This window comes from Erwinia sp. BNK-24-b (assembly GCF_047456155.1).
In the GTDB taxonomy this organism is placed as follows: domain Bacteria; phylum Pseudomonadota; class Gammaproteobacteria; order Enterobacterales; family Enterobacteriaceae; genus Erwinia; species Erwinia phyllosphaerae.
Genome location: NZ_CP179901.1, coordinates 3643372 through 3660575, shown reverse-complemented (window position 1 = coordinate 3660575; position 17204 = coordinate 3643372). Strand labels below are relative to the sequence as shown.

Annotated in this window: 16 protein-coding genes; 6 read left to right on the top strand and 10 right to left on the bottom strand. The window is 53.4% G+C overall.

The features are described from left to right. Nucleotides 1-13 precede the first annotated feature (13 nt). Complete coding sequence (hemL, locus tag ACMGGR_RS16840) at nt 14-1297, bottom strand: glutamate-1-semialdehyde 2,1-aminomutase (protein WP_414147386.1); 1284 nt, start codon at nt 1295-1297, stop codon at nt 14-16. Between the two features lie 169 nt (nt 1298-1466). Between hemL and clcA the strand changes: the two genes are divergently transcribed. Together clcA and erpA are read left to right on the top strand one after the other, a co-directional pair. Further along, a complete protein-coding gene (gene clcA, locus ACMGGR_RS16835; RefSeq protein ID WP_246758270.1) occupies nt 1467-2900 on the top strand; it encodes a H(+)/Cl(-) exchange transporter ClcA in 1434 nt (477 codons plus the stop codon). 78 nt (nt 2901-2978) lie between these two features. Beyond that, nucleotides 2979-3323 (top strand): iron-sulfur cluster insertion protein ErpA, encoded by a 345-nt coding sequence (gene erpA / locus ACMGGR_RS16830; RefSeq protein WP_246758272.1) that lies wholly within the window; start codon nt 2979-2981, stop codon nt 3321-3323. Between the two features lie 38 nt (nt 3324-3361). Here the strand turns inward: erpA and ACMGGR_RS16825 are convergent, their stop codons facing one another. The 3 genes from ACMGGR_RS16825 to mtnN form a co-directional block, all read right to left on the bottom strand. Then, on the bottom strand, nt 3362-3616 hold the full coding sequence (locus ACMGGR_RS16825; protein ID WP_246758273.1) for a hypothetical protein: 255 nt from the start codon (nt 3614-3616) through the stop codon (nt 3362-3364). A gap of 134 nt (nt 3617-3750) precedes the next feature. Continuing rightward, entirely contained in the window at nt 3751-4530 is a 780-nt protein-coding gene (gene btuF, locus ACMGGR_RS16820; RefSeq protein WP_414147385.1) for a vitamin B12 ABC transporter substrate-binding protein BtuF, read from the bottom strand. Then, the gene (gene mtnN, locus ACMGGR_RS16815; protein ID WP_246758275.1) at nt 4523-5218 is read right to left on the bottom strand and encodes a 5'-methylthioadenosine/S-adenosylhomocysteine nucleosidase; all 696 of its coding nucleotides are present in this window, start codon (nt 5216-5218) and stop codon (nt 4523-4525) included. Before mtnN ends, btuF begins: the two co-directional genes overlap by 8 nt. 99 nt (nt 5219-5317) lie before the next feature. Between mtnN and dgt the strand changes: the two genes are divergently transcribed. The 3 genes from dgt (at nt 5318) to ACMGGR_RS16800 (ending at nt 9715) form a co-directional block, all read left to right on the top strand. Next, nucleotides 5318-6832, top strand: a complete 1515-nt coding sequence (dgt, locus tag ACMGGR_RS16810; protein ID WP_414147384.1) for a dGTPase — start codon at nt 5318-5320, stop codon at nt 6830-6832. A 145-nt stretch (nt 6833-6977) separates the two neighbouring features. After that, entirely contained in the window at nt 6978-8405 is a 1428-nt protein-coding gene (gene degP, locus ACMGGR_RS16805; RefSeq protein ID WP_246758278.1) for a serine endoprotease DegP, read from the top strand. 152 nt (nt 8406-8557) lie between these two features. Continuing rightward, on the top strand, nt 8558-9715 hold the full coding sequence (locus ACMGGR_RS16800) for a CdaR family transcriptional regulator (RefSeq protein WP_246758280.1): 1158 nt from the start codon (nt 8558-8560) through the stop codon (nt 9713-9715). A gap of 47 nt (nt 9716-9762) precedes the next feature. On the opposite strand, the gene ACMGGR_RS16795 is transcribed toward ACMGGR_RS16800, so the two are convergent. From ACMGGR_RS16795 to map, 6 genes are all read right to left on the bottom strand, one after another. Then, nucleotides 9763-10155, bottom strand: a complete 393-nt coding sequence (locus tag ACMGGR_RS16795; protein WP_246758282.1) for a DUF3461 family protein — start codon at nt 10153-10155, stop codon at nt 9763-9765. 337 nt (nt 10156-10492) lie between these two features. After that, entirely contained in the window at nt 10493-11317 is an 825-nt protein-coding gene (dapD, locus tag ACMGGR_RS16790; protein ID WP_246758283.1) for a 2,3,4,5-tetrahydropyridine-2,6-dicarboxylate N-succinyltransferase, read from the bottom strand. A 113-nt stretch (nt 11318-11430) separates the two neighbouring features. After that, complete coding sequence (gene glnD / locus ACMGGR_RS16785) at nt 11431-14064, bottom strand: bifunctional uridylyltransferase/uridylyl-removing protein GlnD (RefSeq protein WP_246758663.1); 2634 nt, start codon at nt 14062-14064, stop codon at nt 11431-11433. Between the two features lie 116 nt (nt 14065-14180). Beyond that, nucleotides 14181-14543 (bottom strand): hypothetical protein, encoded by a 363-nt coding sequence (locus ACMGGR_RS16780; RefSeq protein WP_414147383.1) that lies wholly within the window; start codon nt 14541-14543, stop codon nt 14181-14183. A gap of 73 nt (nt 14544-14616) precedes the next feature. After that, nucleotides 14617-14871 (bottom strand): hypothetical protein, encoded by a 255-nt coding sequence (locus ACMGGR_RS16775; RefSeq protein ID WP_414147382.1) that lies wholly within the window; start codon nt 14869-14871, stop codon nt 14617-14619. 343 nt (nt 14872-15214) lie between these two features. After that, entirely contained in the window at nt 15215-16009 is a 795-nt protein-coding gene (gene map / locus ACMGGR_RS16770) for a type I methionyl aminopeptidase (protein ID WP_246758286.1), read from the bottom strand. 329 nt (nt 16010-16338) lie between these two features. On the opposite strand from map, the gene rpsB reads away from it, so the two are divergent. Then, on the top strand, nt 16339-17064 hold the full coding sequence (rpsB, locus tag ACMGGR_RS16765) for a 30S ribosomal protein S2 (RefSeq protein WP_158781750.1): 726 nt from the start codon (nt 16339-16341) through the stop codon (nt 17062-17064). The last annotated feature ends 140 nt before the right edge of the window (nt 17065-17204 follow it).

The following is a 17204-nucleotide window of genomic DNA, read 5'->3' as shown; positions in this document are numbered from 1 at the left end:
GCCAGGGGGCCGATCAGGCCAGCTTTGCAAAGCTACGGCGCGCGGCATCTACCGTGCGCTGAATGTCTTCCGGGCTGTGTGTCAGCGACATAAAGCCCGCTTCGAAAGCGGAAGGTGCAAGGTACACGCCTTCTTCCAGCATCAGATGGAAGAACTTTTTGAAGCGCTCAACGTCGCATTGAGTAACATCCTGGTAGCTGGTGACCTTATCGGCGTCGGTAAAGAACAGGCCAAACATACCGCCGACGTGGTTGACGACCAGCGGAATACCACACTCTTTTGCTGCCTTAAGCAGGCCTTCCGCCAGTTGCGTAGTGAGTTCGTCCAGCGTCTCATGCGTGCCGGGCTGCGCAATTTCGCTCAGGCAGGCGAAACCAGCGGCCATAGCGATTGGGTTACCGGAAAGCGTACCCGCCTGATAAACCGGGCCAGTTGGGGCAAGCGCTTCCATCACTTCACGACGTCCGCCAAACGCGCCAACCGGCATGCCGCCGCCGATAATTTTACCCAGGCAGGTCAGGTCAGGTACCACGCCGTAGTGCGCCTGCGCGCCAGCCAGCGCCACACGGAAGCCGGTCATCACTTCGTCGATAATCAGCAGCGCGCCGAACTCGTCGCACAGCGCACGCAGGCCCGGCAGAAATTCCGGCAGCGGCGGGATGCAGTTCATGTTGCCCGCAACCGGCTCAACGATGATACAGGCCACCTCGTGTGGATACTGCTCAAAAGCGGCCCGTACGGAATCAAGGTCGTTATAGGTACAGGTCAGCGTATGCTTAGCAAAATCTGCCGGGACGCCAGGCGAGTTTGGCTGGCCCAGCGTCAGCGCGCCGGAACCGGCTTTCACCAGCAGGCAGTCGGCATGACCGTGGTAGCAGCCTTCGAATTTGATGATTTTATCGCGATGGGTGAAGCCGCGAGCCAGGCGAATAGCGCTCATGGTCGCTTCGGTACCGGAGTTAACCATGCGCACCATGTCCATCGTTGGCACCAGTTCGGTCACCAGCTCGGCCATTTTCACTTCCATCTCGGTTGGCGCGCCAAAGCTTAGCCCGCGCTCGGCGGCTTCAATGACCGCATTACGGATAGCGGGATGGTTATGGCCGAGCACCATCGGTCCCCAGGAACCGACATAGTCGATATAGGCTTTGCCGTCGGCGTCGTACAGGTAGGCGCCGTTCGCGCGTTCAATAAAGAGCGGTACACCGCCAACGCCGGTAAAGGCGCGCACCGGCGAGTTAACGCCACCGGGGATAACTTGCTGTGCCTGAGCATAGAGATTTTCAGACTTACTCATGGTTCCGCTCCTGAGGATGCATTAAAAAAACGCTGCCATTCTAAGGGAACATGCGGCCGCGTTGGAAGGCCAGTCGCGCTTTTGACACGAAACGACAAGGATTTATCCGCGACATCAGCGCCAGGATGAGTAAACTATTTGCTTCGACTGAACTGATAACGAATGGAATATGCACCAGACAACCTCTTCCTCCGACCAGTTAAACGTTGTGCCTGCCCGCCGCGGTGACTTTCTCCGCCTGTTGTTAAGACGTGATAAAACGCCCGTCATCGTGCTAATTATGGCGGGTATTGTCGGTTTGCTGGCCGGTCTGGTTGGCGTTGTTTTTGAAAAAGCGGTGCATGCGGTGAGCAGCTGGCGGCTCTCCCTGCTGGCTGACGTAGAAAAACACTGGATATTGCTTTTCCCGCTGGCGTTTATTCTTTCTGCGCTGCTGGCCGTTATCGGTTATTACCTGGTGCGGCGTTTTGCGCCGGAAGCTTCAGGGTCCGGCATTCCTGAAATCGAAGGCGCGCTGGAAGAGTTGCGTCCGGTGCGCTGGTGGCGCGTTATTCCCGTTAAGTTTATCGGCGGCATGGGATCGCTGGGGGCAGGTATGGTGCTGGGCCGTGAAGGGCCAACGGTACAGCTGGGCGGCAATATTGGCCGCATGGTGCTGGATATTTTCCGCATGAAAAGCGCCGAAGCCCGCCACTCACTATTGGCGACCGGCGCGGCGGCGGGACTGTCGGCGGCCTTTAATGCGCCGCTGGCAGGCATACTGTTTATTATCGAAGAGATGCGTTTGCAGTTTCGCTACAGCGTCATTTCAATTAAGGCAGTGTTCATCGGCGTTATTATGTCGAGCATCGTTTTTCGCGTATTCAATGGCGAACACGCGGTCATCGCGGTCGGCAAACTTTCTATTTCTCCTGTTAATACGCTTTGGCTGTATCTGCTGTTAGGCATGATTTTCGGCATTGTAGGCGTGGCGTTTAACGCATTGATTTTTAAAACGCAGGATATGTTTCAGCGCTTTCACGGCGGCAATTTACGTAAAGTTTTGATTATCGGTGCAATATTGGGCGGCGTGTGCGGCGTGCTTGGCGTTATCGAGCCGGAAGCGGCCGGTGGTGGTTTTGAGCTGATCCCTATCGCGGCGGCGGGCAATTACACCGTAGGCACGCTGCTGTTTATCTTTATTGCGCGAGTGGTTACCACGCTGCTCTGCTTTGGCTCCGGCGCACCGGGCGGCATTTTTGCACCGATGCTGGCGCTCGGCACGCTGCTGGGCACCGCCTTTGGAATGGCCAGCGCATCGCTGTTTCCCGCTTATCATCTGGAAGCGGGCACTTTTGCCATTGCCGGCATGGGCGCGTTGTTTGCCGCTTCGGTCAGAGCGCCGCTGACCGGCATCGTACTGGTGCTGGAAATGACCGATAATTACCAGCTTATTCTGCCTATGATTATCACCTGTCTTGGGGCAACATTGCTGGCGCAGTTCCTTGGCGGCAAACCGCTTTACTCTTCGCTGTTGGCCCGCACGCTGGAAAAGCAGCAGCAGGCCGATGACGCCGCCGCACGTAGTGCCAACACGCCAGCCGCAGGAAGGGCCGATACTTGATTGCTATACTGGTGTGTAAGATAATGGTGCAATTAATGGTCGAAATATGACCGGCCCGAGTGCCTGATGGAGTATCAAATGAGTGACGATGTAGCTCTGCCCCTGCAATTTACCGAAGCAGCGGCCAGTAAAGTCAAAAACCTGATTTCAGATGAAGAGAATCCGGATCTGAAACTGCGCGTTTATATCACCGGCGGCGGCTGCAGCGGCTTCCAGTACGGTTTTACCTTTGACGACAAGGTCAACGATGGCGATATGACCATTGAAAAATCGGGCGTGGCGCTGGTAGTGGATCCAATGAGCCTGCAGTATCTGGTTGGCGGCTCCGTGGACTATACCGAAGGGCTGGAAGGCTCACGCTTTATCGTAACCAATCCCAATGCCAAAACGACATGCGGCTGCGGTTCTTCATTCAGCATCTGATATAAAAAACCCCGACGTTTGACGGCCGGGGTTTTTACTTACCATTCTACTGTAACCAGTTTCGACGTCTGGTGCATTTTGCGGTCTTGCGAAAGCACCGTCTGCGTTACTTTTGGCTGCGCGGCAATTTGCTTACCGCAATCTACTGCTGGTGTTGCTGCTGATGTAGTACTTCGCCCGTCAATGTGACATTGCGAGTAAATGGTCAGTTTGACGCCGATACTGCCGGTAATCGAAGCAGCACAGACCTGACCAGCCATCATCAGGCCTAAGGCCAGTGAAGCGGCTTTCATTGCTGTAGTTTCCTGGTGTAAAGGGCATAGCCCTGAATTTCCGGGTGGCGTTTATAACTGCTTGCCGCCTCGTACTTAAGTTAACGACCAACTTCGTTGAAACTTTACACGACTTTAGTACAGTGCTCTGCTCTCTAAGGCTGTAGTTCGCTGCACAATTGCTGAGCGGCCTGAATAATACGGGGTCCAGGTCGGCTAAGCCAGTCATCCTTTATTACAATTACGCGGGCATTGAGCTGCGGTTGCCAGAAGGCGTTAATCGCCGCTATTTTAGTTGCTTCGCCGCCGGTAACGATCGCCTGCGGATGCCGCATCAGTACCTGCTCGCGGCTGACCTGCGGCCAGGGAACGCGGCTGTCGGCAAAGATATTTTTTCCGCCGCAAAGCTCAATAATTTCATTCTGTAAGGTATTGCGCGAGGCGGTGAAAAGCGGTTGTTGGCCGAACTGCAGGAACACGGATACCGGCGAAGCGTTTTTATAACGTTGTTTTAAACCATTCCACTGCTGTTGCAGCTGCGCGGCTTCCTGTTCCGCTTTTTGCGGCTGTGGGCTCCAGCTTTTCAGGCTGCGCACGCTGGCTATCATCTCGTTTACCGTTTTCGGCGCCAGCCAGATAACTTTGATGCCAAAAGCGGCCAGCTGCTCGACCTGGCGCTGTGGATTTCCTTCGCGCCACGCCAGCACCACGTCCGGCTTCAGGCTGAGAATGCGTTCCACGTTAATACCCTGCCAGTTGGCCACCTGTTCGATATTGACCGCTGCGGGCGGGTAATCCGAATACGCGCTGACGCCAACGGGCGTAATCCCCGCCGCGAACGCCAGCTCGGTTAAATTTGGCGCAAGAGTTATGACGCGAGGTGCGGCGGCTGCCGCCGTGCAATACAGCAGCAGCAACCAAAACAGCTTAGCCACGAAGATGCGTCAGCAGCGTTTCAACCAGCAGGGATGACTGCTGAGCGGCCACGACCAGAAACTCATCAAAGCTGAGGTGAGATTCCTGATCCGCAACGTCAGAAATTGCACGTACGACTACAAACGGCGTAGCGAACTGATGGCAGACGTGTGCGATGGCGGTTGCTTCCATTTCAACGCCTACAGCCTGCGGGAAAGTTGAGCGAATTCGCGCCAGCGGCTCGGCGCCGTTGATAAAGGCGTCGCCGCTGACCACCAGGCCGCGCACGGCGTTTAGCCCCAGCTGGCTGATGCAGCTTTCCGCTGCGGCAATCAGCTTTTCATCGGCGGCAAAAGCGGCCGGACAGCCCGCCATCTGGCCTGGCTCGTAACCGAAAGCGGTAACGTCGGCATCGTGATAGCGCACCTCGTCCGACACCACGATATCGCCCACCTTCAGCGTCGAGGCCAGGCCGCCTGCCGAGCCGGTATTGATGATAAAGTCTGGTTTGCACAGTTCCAGCAGCAGCGTGGTACCCATTGCCGCCGACACTTTGCCGATGCCTGATTTCAGCAGAGCGACCTCAACGCCGTTCAGCGTTCCGGTATAAATTTCACAACCGGCCAGCGCGATAGTCTGACGATTTTCAATTTTGTCGCGCAGCAGCGTAACTTCCTGCTCCATTGCACCAATAATGCCTGCTTTCATACGGATACTCGCTATTGTTGTAGAACCTGACAAATGTGGTACATAGTTTATCATGATTGATTGCATAAACTCACCAGAGCCGGTCAGGCGAGGGCTATTATGACAGCGACAGATTTCAGGACGAAATTCAGTTTCGAGCGCCCCTTTAATAATCGGGAAAAGCCTGAGGGTGAATATTATATAACCCGCCATTTTGAAAGCGATCGCGGGCGCATTATTAATTCCGCAGCAATCCGCCGACTTCAGCAGAAAACACAGGTGTTTCCACTGGAGCGTAACGCTGCGGTGCGTTCCCGGCTGACGCATTCGCTGGAGGTACAGCAAACCGGCCGCTATATCGTTAAAGAGATCGTTCAGGCGTTAAAAAAACAGCCTGGCGGCCTGGAGCAATATGGCCTGACCGAGCTGACCGGCGCGTTTGAAAGCCTGGTTGAGATGGCCTGTCTGCTGCACGACGTTGGCAATCCGCCCTTTGGACATTTTGGCGAAGCGGCAATTAACGACTGGTTTCGCGTTAATCTTCCCGGCATGCTGATTGAACCGCAGGCCGCTGGCGTGGAAAGCAGCGAGCAGAATGAAAAGTTTCTCGCTATGAATGCGCGTCTTCGCCAGGATCTTTGCCATTTTGAAGGTAACGCGCAGGCTATTCGCCTGGTGCATACGTTGCTTCAGCTTAACCTTTCCTATGTGCAGGTTGCCTGCATATTAAAATATACGGCACCCGCCTGGTTTCAGGGAAAGAAACCGGAGCAGTTCAGTACGCTAATGAAAAAGCCGGGGTATTATCTTTCGGAAGAAAAATATGTCGCCGATCTGCTAAGAGCCACCAATACACAGCAATATCACCGTTTCCCGCTAACCTATATTATGGAAGCCGCTGACGATATTTCTTACTGCATTGCCGACCTTGACGATGCGGTAGAAAAAGCCATTTTTAGCGTCGACCAGCTGTATAAATTTTTGCAGGACGAGTGGCTATTGTTAAAAAAACAGAACAAGGTCAGTTCTGACGAGCTTTTTGTAAAGATAGTCGGTTTTGCTTACACGGAGGCGCAAAGTAAAGAGCGCTTTCGCAGCAGAAGCGACACCTTTTTTATGAAGTTACGGGTAAAGGTGCAGTCTGCTCTTGTTGAACATGCCGTAAAACGTTTTGTCGATAATATCGATCAAATCTGGCAGGGGAGTTTTAATCATTCGCTGCTGGAAGATGAAGGTGATGAAAATCAGCTGCTGAATTTATTTAAAGTCGTGGCCAGAAAGCATGTATTTAATCATGCAGAGGTCGAGCAGCTTGAGCTGCAGGGCTATCAAATCATTAAAGGCTTGTTAAATATTTATCAGCCGCTGCTTAAAATGTCTTATACAGATTTTAACATACTGATAAATGAAGACTTCCATAAAGATTACCCGATTGAAACACGACTGTTTCATAAACTCTCCGGCAAGCATCGTAAAGCCTATCTTGTCCACATGAAGAACGTAAAAATTGAAGAGCGATTTGAACGTCTTCTTTGGGAGCGTTATTATCGCGCCAGGCTGTTGCAGGATTATGTTAGCGGCATGACCGATCTCTATGCCTGGGATGAATATCGGCGGTTAATGGCGCTGGAATAAACATCCTGTTCGGCAACTTTGTAAAGGTAGCGAATAAATTTTTACCTTTTGCTGAAACTTATACATGAACTTAGCGCTAAAAATTGAATCTCAACAGCACATTCGTCTTAATTTTTCCTGACCGGAACAGAAGAGAAACAAACGCATGAAAAAAACACTTTTAGCCAGCGCGTTGGCCCTGAGCCTGGGAATGGCAATTGGCCCCTCAGCAATAGCAGCCGAAACGGCTTCTTCCACCAGCCAGCAGTTACCCAGTTTGGCACCTATGTTAGAAAAAGTGATGCCGTCAGTGGTGAGTATCAACGTTGAAGGCAGCACAACGGTACGTACACCACGTTTACCTCAGCAATTCCAGCAGTTCTTTGGCGGCAATTCGCCATTCTGCCAGGACGGTTCGCCGTTCCAGAGTTCGCCAATGTGTCAGGGTGGCGGCCAGCAGGGCGGCGGTGCCGATACGCAGCAGGAAAAATTCCGCGCGCTGGGATCGGGCGTAGTGATCAATGCTGAAAAAGGGTATGTCGTCACTAATAATCACGTGGTAGATAACGCCACCAAAATTCAGGTGCAGCTGAGCGACGGTCGTAAATATGATGCCAAGGTTATTGGCAAAGATCCGCGTTCCGACATTGCGCTTATCCAGCTTAACGATGCGAAAAACCTGACCGCAATTAAAGTCGCCGATTCTGACGATCTCCGCGTTGGCGACTATACCGTGGCTATCGGTAACCCGTATGGCCTGGGTGAAACCGTGACCTCCGGCATCGTTTCTGCACTGGGACGCAGCGGCCTGAACGTGGAAAACTATGAAAACTTTATTCAAACTGATGCGGCCATTAACCGCGGCAACTCGGGCGGCGCGCTGGTCAACCTTAACGGTGAATTAATCGGGATCAATACCGCGATTCTGGCACCGGACGGCGGCAATATCGGCATCGGTTTCGCTATCCCCAGCAACATGGTCAAAAACCTGACGGCGCAGATGGTTGAATATGGCCAGGTAAAACGCGGCGAGCTGGGCATTATGGGCACCGAGCTGAACTCCGAGCTGGCAAAAGCCATGAAGGTTGACGCACAGCGCGGCGCCTTTGTCAGTCAGGTATTGCCAAAGTCTTCTGCGGCCAAGGCCGGCGTGAAGGCGGGTGACGTCGTGGTTTCCATCAACGGGAAACCTATTTCCAGCTTTGCGGCGCTGCGTGCCCAGGTTGGCTCGCTACCGGTTGGCACCAAAATGGCGCTGGGCCTGATCCGCGACGGCAAGCCGCTGACGGTTAACGTCGAGCTACAGCAAAGCTCCCAGGCGAAGGTCGATTCCGGCAATATCTATGTCGGAATTGAAGGTGCCGACCTGAGCAACTACGACGCAAAAGGCGTGAAGGGCGTTAAGGTCGATAACGTGAAGGCTGGTTCGGCCGCGGCACGTGTCGGTCTGAAAAAAGACGATGTGATTTTGGGCGTTAACCAGCAGGCCGTCGCTAACCTTGGCGAACTGCGTAAAATCCTCGACAGCAAGCCTTCGGTTCTGGCGCTGAATATCCAGCGTGGTGACAGCACTATCTATCTGTTAATGCAGTAACTTCCTCAGGATGCTGGCTTATTGCAGCCAGCATCCGCCTGTCTGGCCTTGCCGTTATTTTTCCAGCCTGGATCACGCCTGGTGCATTTGCCTGATGTCGCGCCACGAGCCTGCGAGTATGCTGGCCCGATAAGCCTTTTCAGGAGTAACGGATGGCCACTTATCACCTTGATGCCCGCCTGGCGCAGGAAATCGTTGCCCGTACCATGAAAATAATTGACAGCAATGTCAACGTGATGGACGCGCGCGGCCGTATTATCGGCAGCGGCGACCGCGAACGTATTGGAGAAATGCACGAAGGTGCGCTGCTGGCGCTGTCGCAGGCGCGAGTTGTGGATATTGACGATGCGGTAGCAAAACATCTGCACGGCGTTCGTCCCGGCATTAATCTTCCTATGCGTATTGATGGCGAAATTGTCGGCGTCATTGGCCTGACCGGCGAACCAGAATCGCTGCGGCACTATGGCGAGCTGGTCTGTATGACGGCGGAAATGATGCTGGAACAGGCCCGGCTGCTGCATATGCTGGCGCAGGACAGCCGTCTGCGAGAGGAGCTGGTGCTCAATCTGATCCGCAGCGAGACGATTTCTCCGGCACTTACCGAATGGGCGCAGCGTTTACGTATCGATCTAAATCAACCGCGCGTGGTTGCCGTGGTAGAAGTCGACAGCGGTCAGCTTGGCGTAGACAGCGCTATGTCGGAGCTTCAGCAGCTGCAAACGTTATTGACCACGCCGGAAAGGGATAATCTGATCGCCATCGTTTCGCTAACGGAAATGGTGGTGTTAAAACCCGCTTTTAATGCGCATGGCCGCTTTGATGCCGAAGATCACCGCAAACGCATTGCGCTACTGCAATCCAGAATGAAGGACAGCGGCCAGCTGAGAATGCGGATTGCCTTAGGCAATTTTTTTACCGGCCCTGGCAGTATCGCGCGCTCTTACCGTACCGCGCAGACAACGATGCTGGTTGGCAAGCAACGGATGCCGGAGCAACGCAGCTATTTTTATCAGGACCTGGTGCTGCCTGTCCTGCTCGACAGCCTGCGCGGCGGCTGGCAGGCGGGTGAGCTTTCCCGTCCGCTGGCAAAATTGAAGACCATGGATAACAACGGGCTGCTCAGAAGAACGCTTATCGCCTGGTTTAGCAATAACGTGCAGCCTTCCGCTACGGCAAAAGCGCTGTATATTCATCGTAATACGCTGGAATACCGGCTAAACCGGATTTCGGAACTGACGGGGCTTAACCTGAGCAGCTTTGACGACCGTCTGCTGCTGTACGTGGCGCTACAGCTGGATGATGAGGCGTAGGTAAGCCGGCTGGGCAGGGGAGTTTTCCCTGGCGCAGCCGGTAGCATTTAACGGCTGTTGCGCGTCAGTTTTTCCAGGTCGGCTTCAATCTCCTGGATCTTATTAGTGACAACGCTTTCCAGGTGACGCAGATCGTCCAGGATCTTGCGCTTAAGATCGACTTCCACCTGATCCCGCTGGCAGATCTGATCCAGCTCATCAATCACGTAACGCAGGTTAGGACTGATCTCCTGAATTTCTTTAAAGCCCTGATTAACGTTATCAGCGACCACGGTTTTGCGCTGGCGCGGATATTTAAACTTCACGCTTTTGGCAAAAAATTCGCCTTTGTCTTTGCGAAAATAGATTTTCAGAATGTCGTTGCTGGCTTCCTGGCGCAGACTGTAGCGGTCAATGTCATCAGGGTTAGCAATGCCTAAACCTTTCAGATTGTCATACATGGGTTTTGTTCCTGAGTGAAGTTAATGTCGTTCCGGCCGCGCGTCGTGAATACTGCGTTGTGCAGTGCTCGCCCTATTTATGGACCGATAATCCATAAACGGGCTGCGCGCTTACGCCTTGTCTTCACCGGGCTCGCTTGTTCCGGACTCATGCGATAAATGTAGTCGTAAAAGTCACAGCACGAAGTACGTCAGAAATGATTAGTTGATGCGACGGCGCGAATTATCGCCTGGATAGTGTGCGATAGCATTACTTATTTTGCGTCGGAAAACATCTTTTGGGCGGGGAAACTGTAAAGAAAAAATGACGGGCTGCGGAAAGCAGCCCGTGGGGAAATTAGTCGATGGTGCGCAGAAGTTCGTTGATCCCTACTTTACTGCGGGTTTTAGCATCTACTTTTTTCACGATAACGGCACAGTAAAGGCTGTAGCTACCGTCTTTAGAAGGCAGGTTACCGGAAACGACTACGGAACCAGCGGGTACGCGGCCATAATGGACTTCGCCGGTTTCACGGTCGTAGATTTTGGTGCTCTGGCCAATATAAACGCCCATGGAAATGACCGCGCCTTCTTCTACAATCACACCTTCCACAATCTCAGAACGCGCGCCGATAAAGCAGTTGTCTTCGATAATGGTTGGATTAGCCTGCAGCGGTTCCAGCACGCCACCAATGCCGACGCCGCCGGAAAGGTGAACGTTTTTACCGATCTGCGCACAGGAACCTACGGTAGCCCAGGTGTCGACCATAGAGCCTTCATCGACGTAAGCACCAATATTGACGTAAGAAGGCATCAATACGGTGTTGCGCGCGATGAAAGCACCCTGACGAACGGCCGCTGGCGGAACGACGCGAAAACCTTCTTTTTTGAAGCGTGCATCGTCATAATCGGCGAATTTCATGGGTACTTTGTCGTAATAACGACTTTCAGCGCCATCAATCACCTGATTGTCATTGATACGGAAAGAGAGCAGCACGGCCTTTTTCAGCCACTGGTGCGTCACCCACTGACCGTCGATTTTTTCCGCTACGCGCAGAGCACCGCTGTCCAGCAACGCGATAACCTGGTTGACCGCTTCCCGCGTAACCGCATCGGCACTGGCGGGGGTGATGTCGGCGCGGCGCTCAAAGGCGCTCTCAATAACACTCTGTAATTGTTGCATTAATTCCGATTTCCTGTGTCAAATCATGTTCCGGAAAAAGCCTGTAACCCGCCAGAATAGAAACGGCGAGCGAGCGGGCCCTGTCCGAAAACGGGGGTAAAATTAAATCTCGGTCACACTTTATCGTTTGGATTAAGGGCCTCTGTCAACCGTTGTTGCAACTCGTGCCGCAATTCGCGCTTGAGCGCGCGGCGGTCGCTGTTAGCCAGAATAAATAAATCCTCAACTCGTTCGCCGATGGTGCTGATACGCGCGCCGTGAAGCGAAATGTTTAAATCGGCAAAAATTTCACCTACCCGGGCCAGCAAGCCAGGCTGATCCAGGGCAATAAGCTCCATATAGGTGCGTCTGTCGGTATGGTTCGGCAGAAATTTAACCTCGGTATCGACGCTAAAATGCTTTAGCCTGGCCGACTGGCGTCGGGTTCTGGCTGGCTGGAAGCTGCTTTGCCCAATGGCCTGCTCCAGCGCCTGGCGGATAGTTTCATGGCGATCTGCGGCCAGCGGACTGCCGTCCGGCTCCAGCACGATAAAGGTATCCATCGCCATTCCATCGCGGCTGGTGAAAATTTGCGCATCATGCACGCTGAGGTTACGGCGATCCAGCTCACCCGCCACCGTAGCAAACAGATAGGGCCTGTCGGGACTCCAGATAAAGATTTCCGTACCGCCGCGCGTGGCCTGCGGGCTTAATAACACCAGCGGCTGAGACAGGTCATGTTCCATCAGATGACGGGCGTGCCAGGCCAGCTGATTGGGCGTATGGCGCAGAAAATAATCCGCCCGGCAGCGTGCCCAGATGTCACGCAGCGCCTGCTCGTCCAGGTTATCCATGCGCAGCAGCGCCAGCGCCTGCAAACGATGATGCCGAACCCGTTCACGCAGATCGGGACTGTGTTCCATCCCGCGGCGCAACTGTTTTTCCGTAGCAAAAAAGAGCTCGCGCAACAGGCTCTGCTTCCAGCTGTTCCACAAGGTTTCGTTAGTGGCGCAGATATCCGCCACGGTCAGGCAAACCAGGTAGCGCAGCCTGTTTTCATTCTGCATCGCCTCGGCAAACTTCTGGATTTCTGCCGGATCCTGAATATCGCGGCGTTGTGCCGTGACCGACATCAGCAGGTGGTGACGTACCAGCCAGGCGACGAGCTGTGTTTCCCGTGAGTTAAGCCCGTGCAGTTCGGCAAATTCCAGCGCATCCTGCGCGCCAAGCACCGAATGGTCGCCGCCGCGCCCTTTGGCGATATCATGAAACAGCGCGGCCATTAACAGCAGTTCAAGCTGCGGCAGGCGCGGCCAGATTTCCACACAGAGCGGATGACGCGGCCGGGTAGCTTCATCAGCAAAGCTTTCCAGTTTTTGCAGCACCCGGATGGTGTGTTCATCTACGGTATAGGCGTGGAAAAGGTCGAACTGCATTTGCCCAACGATATTGCCCCACTGCGGCATATAAGCCCACAGCACGCTATGCCGATGCATCGGCACCAGCGCGCGGCTGACCGCGCCGGGATGGCGCAGAATTGACAGAAAGAGCTGACGAGCCTGAGGGATGGTGCAGAGCGGCTGCTGCAAATGACGGCGCGCGTATCTTAACTGGCGCAGCGTCGTGGAATAGATGCCGGTAATGTTTGGCGTCCGCACCATGGTGTAGAACAGGCGCATAATAGCGACAGGATCGCGCGTAAACAGCGTTTCATCAATGAGATCGATCAGCGTGCCGCGCAGCTGAAATTCTTCGTCAATAGCGCGCGGCTTTTCATCTTCGCCCAGCGCCAGAATCGCTTCGTCAAACAGCTGTAGCAACATCTGGTTTAGCTCGCTGATACGGCCGGTGACGCGGTAAAAATCTTTCATCATCCGCTCAACGGGTTCGTTGCCTTCGCCCTGATAGTTCAGGCGTTGCGCCACGTTTAGCTGACGGTCGAACAGCAGCCGGTTATCGTACCGGTTTAATGTCAGATGCAGCGCAAAACGGATCCGCCAGAGCAGGGTCTGGCACTCGTTAAGCTCGTTCCGTTCCGCCTCGGTCAGAAACCCAAAGCCAACCATTTCATCCAGTGAGGTCGCGCCAAAATGGCGGCGCGCTACCCACAGCAAGGTATGGATATCACGTAATCCACCCGGGCTGCTTTTGATATCCGGCTCAAGGTTGTAGCTGGTGCCGTGATAGCGCTGATGCCGTTCCTGCTGCTCGTCGATTTTAGCCGCGAAAAAGCGATCGGAAGGCCAGAAGCCCTCGCTGAAAACGTTTTTCTGCAGCTCCAGAAATAACGCGACGTCGCCAGTCAGCAAACGGGACTCAATCAGGTTAGTGGCAACGGTAAGATCCGACAGACCTTCCAGCAGGCACTCTTCCAGCGTTCGAACGCTGTGGCCCACTTCCAGTTTGAGATCCCACATCAGCGTGAGCAGCTCGCTGGTACGCTGGGCATCTTCTGCAGAAAGAGGGTAGCGGCTGAGGATCAGCACGTCGATATCGGAAAGCGGATGCAGTTCGGCGCGACCATAGCCGCCAACGGCAACCAGCGCGATGTCTTCCTGCTCGGGAAAACCGTAAAAACGCCACAGGCGGCGCAGCAGGCGATCGATAAACAACGTGCGTGCGGCGATTAGCTGCTCAACATTTTTACCCGCGTCAAAGGCACCAGCCAGATACTGCTGAAAATCTTCCAGATGCTGTTTTAGCGTATCGCGCGTCAGTTCAGCGTCTTGCCAGTCAGCAGGAGAAGAAGCCTGCCCGTATTCTTTCATTGTGGTATTCACGCCAGAGCTCCTGCAGTTTGCCTGTCGGCATCAAGACAAGCAGTGACAATAGCGTCACAGGGCACCAGAGATCAAAGAAAACGATGGGCGTTCGTCTACGGTAGTTACCTGAACCAGGCGGCGACGGCGGCGATAGCGGCAAGCGTTGCCGGGATAACGGTTAGCAGCAGGACGGTTTGCCTGTTGATGGCTTTTTGCAGCTCCTCCCGCAACTCACCGCGTGAAGCGATGATTTGTCCGGTAAGATCGCCGCGCAGTGAAACAATATCTGCTTTAAGCTCGCCATGCAGTGAAGCAATATCTTCTTTCAGCTCGCCGCGCAAAGCTGTCATTTCAGTACGAACGTTCGCGACGTCGGCGTGGGTGGCAAAACTTTCAGAGCGAACGGTAAGGGTAGCCAGATTTTTACTGATAGTGGCCACGTCGCTCTCAAGTTTCTTCACCCTTGGTTCAAGATTTTCCGTCACGTTTCCTCCTTCATCACTCCTGCAGTCAGACACAGGCAAAACAGGTAAAGCGGACTTACCATCCTCGTTGCATTCATTCGCGGTGGCATTCCTGAGCGCATAACCCATGGTTGCCTCCTTTATTTCTTCCCTTCTCTGGCTGCCCGATTATCGCTGGCATAAGGCAGAGGCCTGGAATTCTGACGTTAAACCTGTTGCGGAATGGATAAAAAAGGAAGTTGCTTGCAGTCTGACTAAAAGTAAAGCCGCTCATGCCGTGGCCATTTTTCTGGAAAACAGAAAATAAAAAATCGCTGTATCTGTTCAGGAAGGGAACTGGCGTTTCCATAAGTCGATCTCCTTGTATGAATGTCTTGCGTCCTGCAAAAAAGGGAATGCCCTTACACTCTTTATGGTCCGTGCAATTTATAACCAAACGCCTGTTGATGTCTATCGAAAAGGACCGGCTGATTTCGCTTTCGGTAAGGAAATGCGGCATATCACGCAAAAGCTGCCTTTTTAACGGAAAGCGGGCGTTGGAATGGGCAGAAAAATCCGATTCCATAATGCGTTTAACGTGATGCTTTTGCAGTGTGGACGCACGGGCGGGCCAGATAAACCAGTAGCAGCAGAGTTGATGCGTTGTTAAAACCCGACAGCGGAATGGCCGCCGGGTTTGGCAAGGAAGAGAATTAAGCGTCGGCAGTCAGAATAGCCGGAATGGTATCGTCTTTGCGCAGCGTCATAATTTCGCAGCCGTCTTCCGTAACCACGATAGTGTGCTCATATTGTGCAGAGAGGCTGCGATCTTTGGTCTTTACCGTCCAGCCATCTTTCATGCTGCGAATGCGGTAATCGCCTGCGTTAACCATTGGCTCAATGGTAAAAGCCATACCGGCCTGCAGCACTACGCCGCCATCATCCGCATCGTAATGCAGCACCTGAGGCTCCTCGTGGAAGCCTTTCCCAATGCCGTGTCCGCAATACTCACGAACCACAGAGAAATCCTGTGCTTCAACAAATTTCTGGATTTCACGGCCAATGGTGCGCAGTCGAATACCCGGTTTGACCATGCGCAGTGCCAGGTAAAGGCTTTCCTGCGTTACGCGGCACAGACGTTCGCCCTGAATAGTCGGCTTGCCCGCGATATACATTTTTGACGTGTCGCCATGATATTCATCTTTAATGACGGTCACGTCGATGTTCACGATATCTCCATCTTTCAGGATTTTCTCGTCACTCGGGATACCGTGGCAAACAACTTCGTTGACTGAAATACAGACCGATTTAGGAAAACCGTGATAGCCAAGGCTGGCCGACACCGCTTTCTGGGTGTTAACGATGTAATCGTGGCACAAACGGTCAAGCTCGCCGGTGCTGACGCCGGGTTTAACGTGCTCTTCGATCATTTCCAGCACTTCGGCCGCCAGGCGTCCGGCGACGCGCATTTTTGCGATTTCTTCAGGGGTTTTGATTGTAATTGCCATTAATTTAGTCCGCAGCTGTCGCTATTTTCGACAATAATAAAGGAAGTGCAGCAATGTTAGCAGCCCACCTTGCTGCTGCCAATTGCAGTTTGCGGCAGGGGACGGATAGCTAACAATCATTGGCTTCACGGGCAGCTTTATGGTATAAAGCGCGCCGACGATTCTCTGTGGGAAAGTTTGCAGAGAAACGCATAAATCTCACTATGTGTAAATAACACACATGTATCGACACATACGCCGGGGTGCCTTAATCACTGCGCAAGCAGTCTGCGAGGTCGGTCGTATGGGATACATGGAGGCTTAACCCCAATCAATTTACAGAGGTAATCATGGCAACTGTTTCCATGCGCGACATGCTCAAGGCTGGTGTACACTTCGGTCACCAGACCCGTTACTGGAACCCAAAAATGAAGCCATTCATTTTCGGCGCTCGTAACAAAGTTCACATCATCAACCTTGAAAAAACCGTACCAATGTTCAACGAAGCTCTGGCTGAATTGACCAAGATCTCTTCCCGTAAAGGTAAGATCCTGTTTGTTGGTACCAAGCGCGCTGCAAGCGAAGCGGTAAAAGAGCACGCTCTGAGCTGCGATCAGTTCTTCGTTAACCACCGCTGGTTGGGTGGCATGCTGACTAACTGGAAAACCGTTCGTCAGTCCATCAAGCGTCTGAAAGATCTGGAAACTCAGTCTCAGGACGGTACGTTTGATAAACTGACCAAGAAAGAAGCGCTGATGCGTAATCGTGAGCTGGCCAAGCTGGAAAACAGCCTGGGCGGTATCAAAGACATGGGCGGCCTGCCAGACGCGCTGTTCGTTGTTGATGCTGACCACGAGCACATCGCAATCAAAGAAGCTAACAACCTGGGTATCCCGGTGTTCGCTATCGTTGATACTAACTCTGATCCAGACGGCGTTGACTACATCATCCCAGGCAACGACGATGCAATCCGTGCTGTAAGCCTGTACCTGACCGCTGTGGCTACCACCGTGCGTGAAGGTCGCTCTCAGGACCTGGCTCAGCAGGCTGAAGAAAGCTTCGCTGAAGCTGAGTAATAAGGTTTGCTCCACAGAGAGCCCTTATACCCGTCAGGGTAAAATCAGATGTTAATCTGTAAGGGGCCTTGATTGGCCCCTTTATTTTGAATTCGCTTTGCCGCTGGTGACCCATCGGCGGGGCAATATTTCTCCCGAGA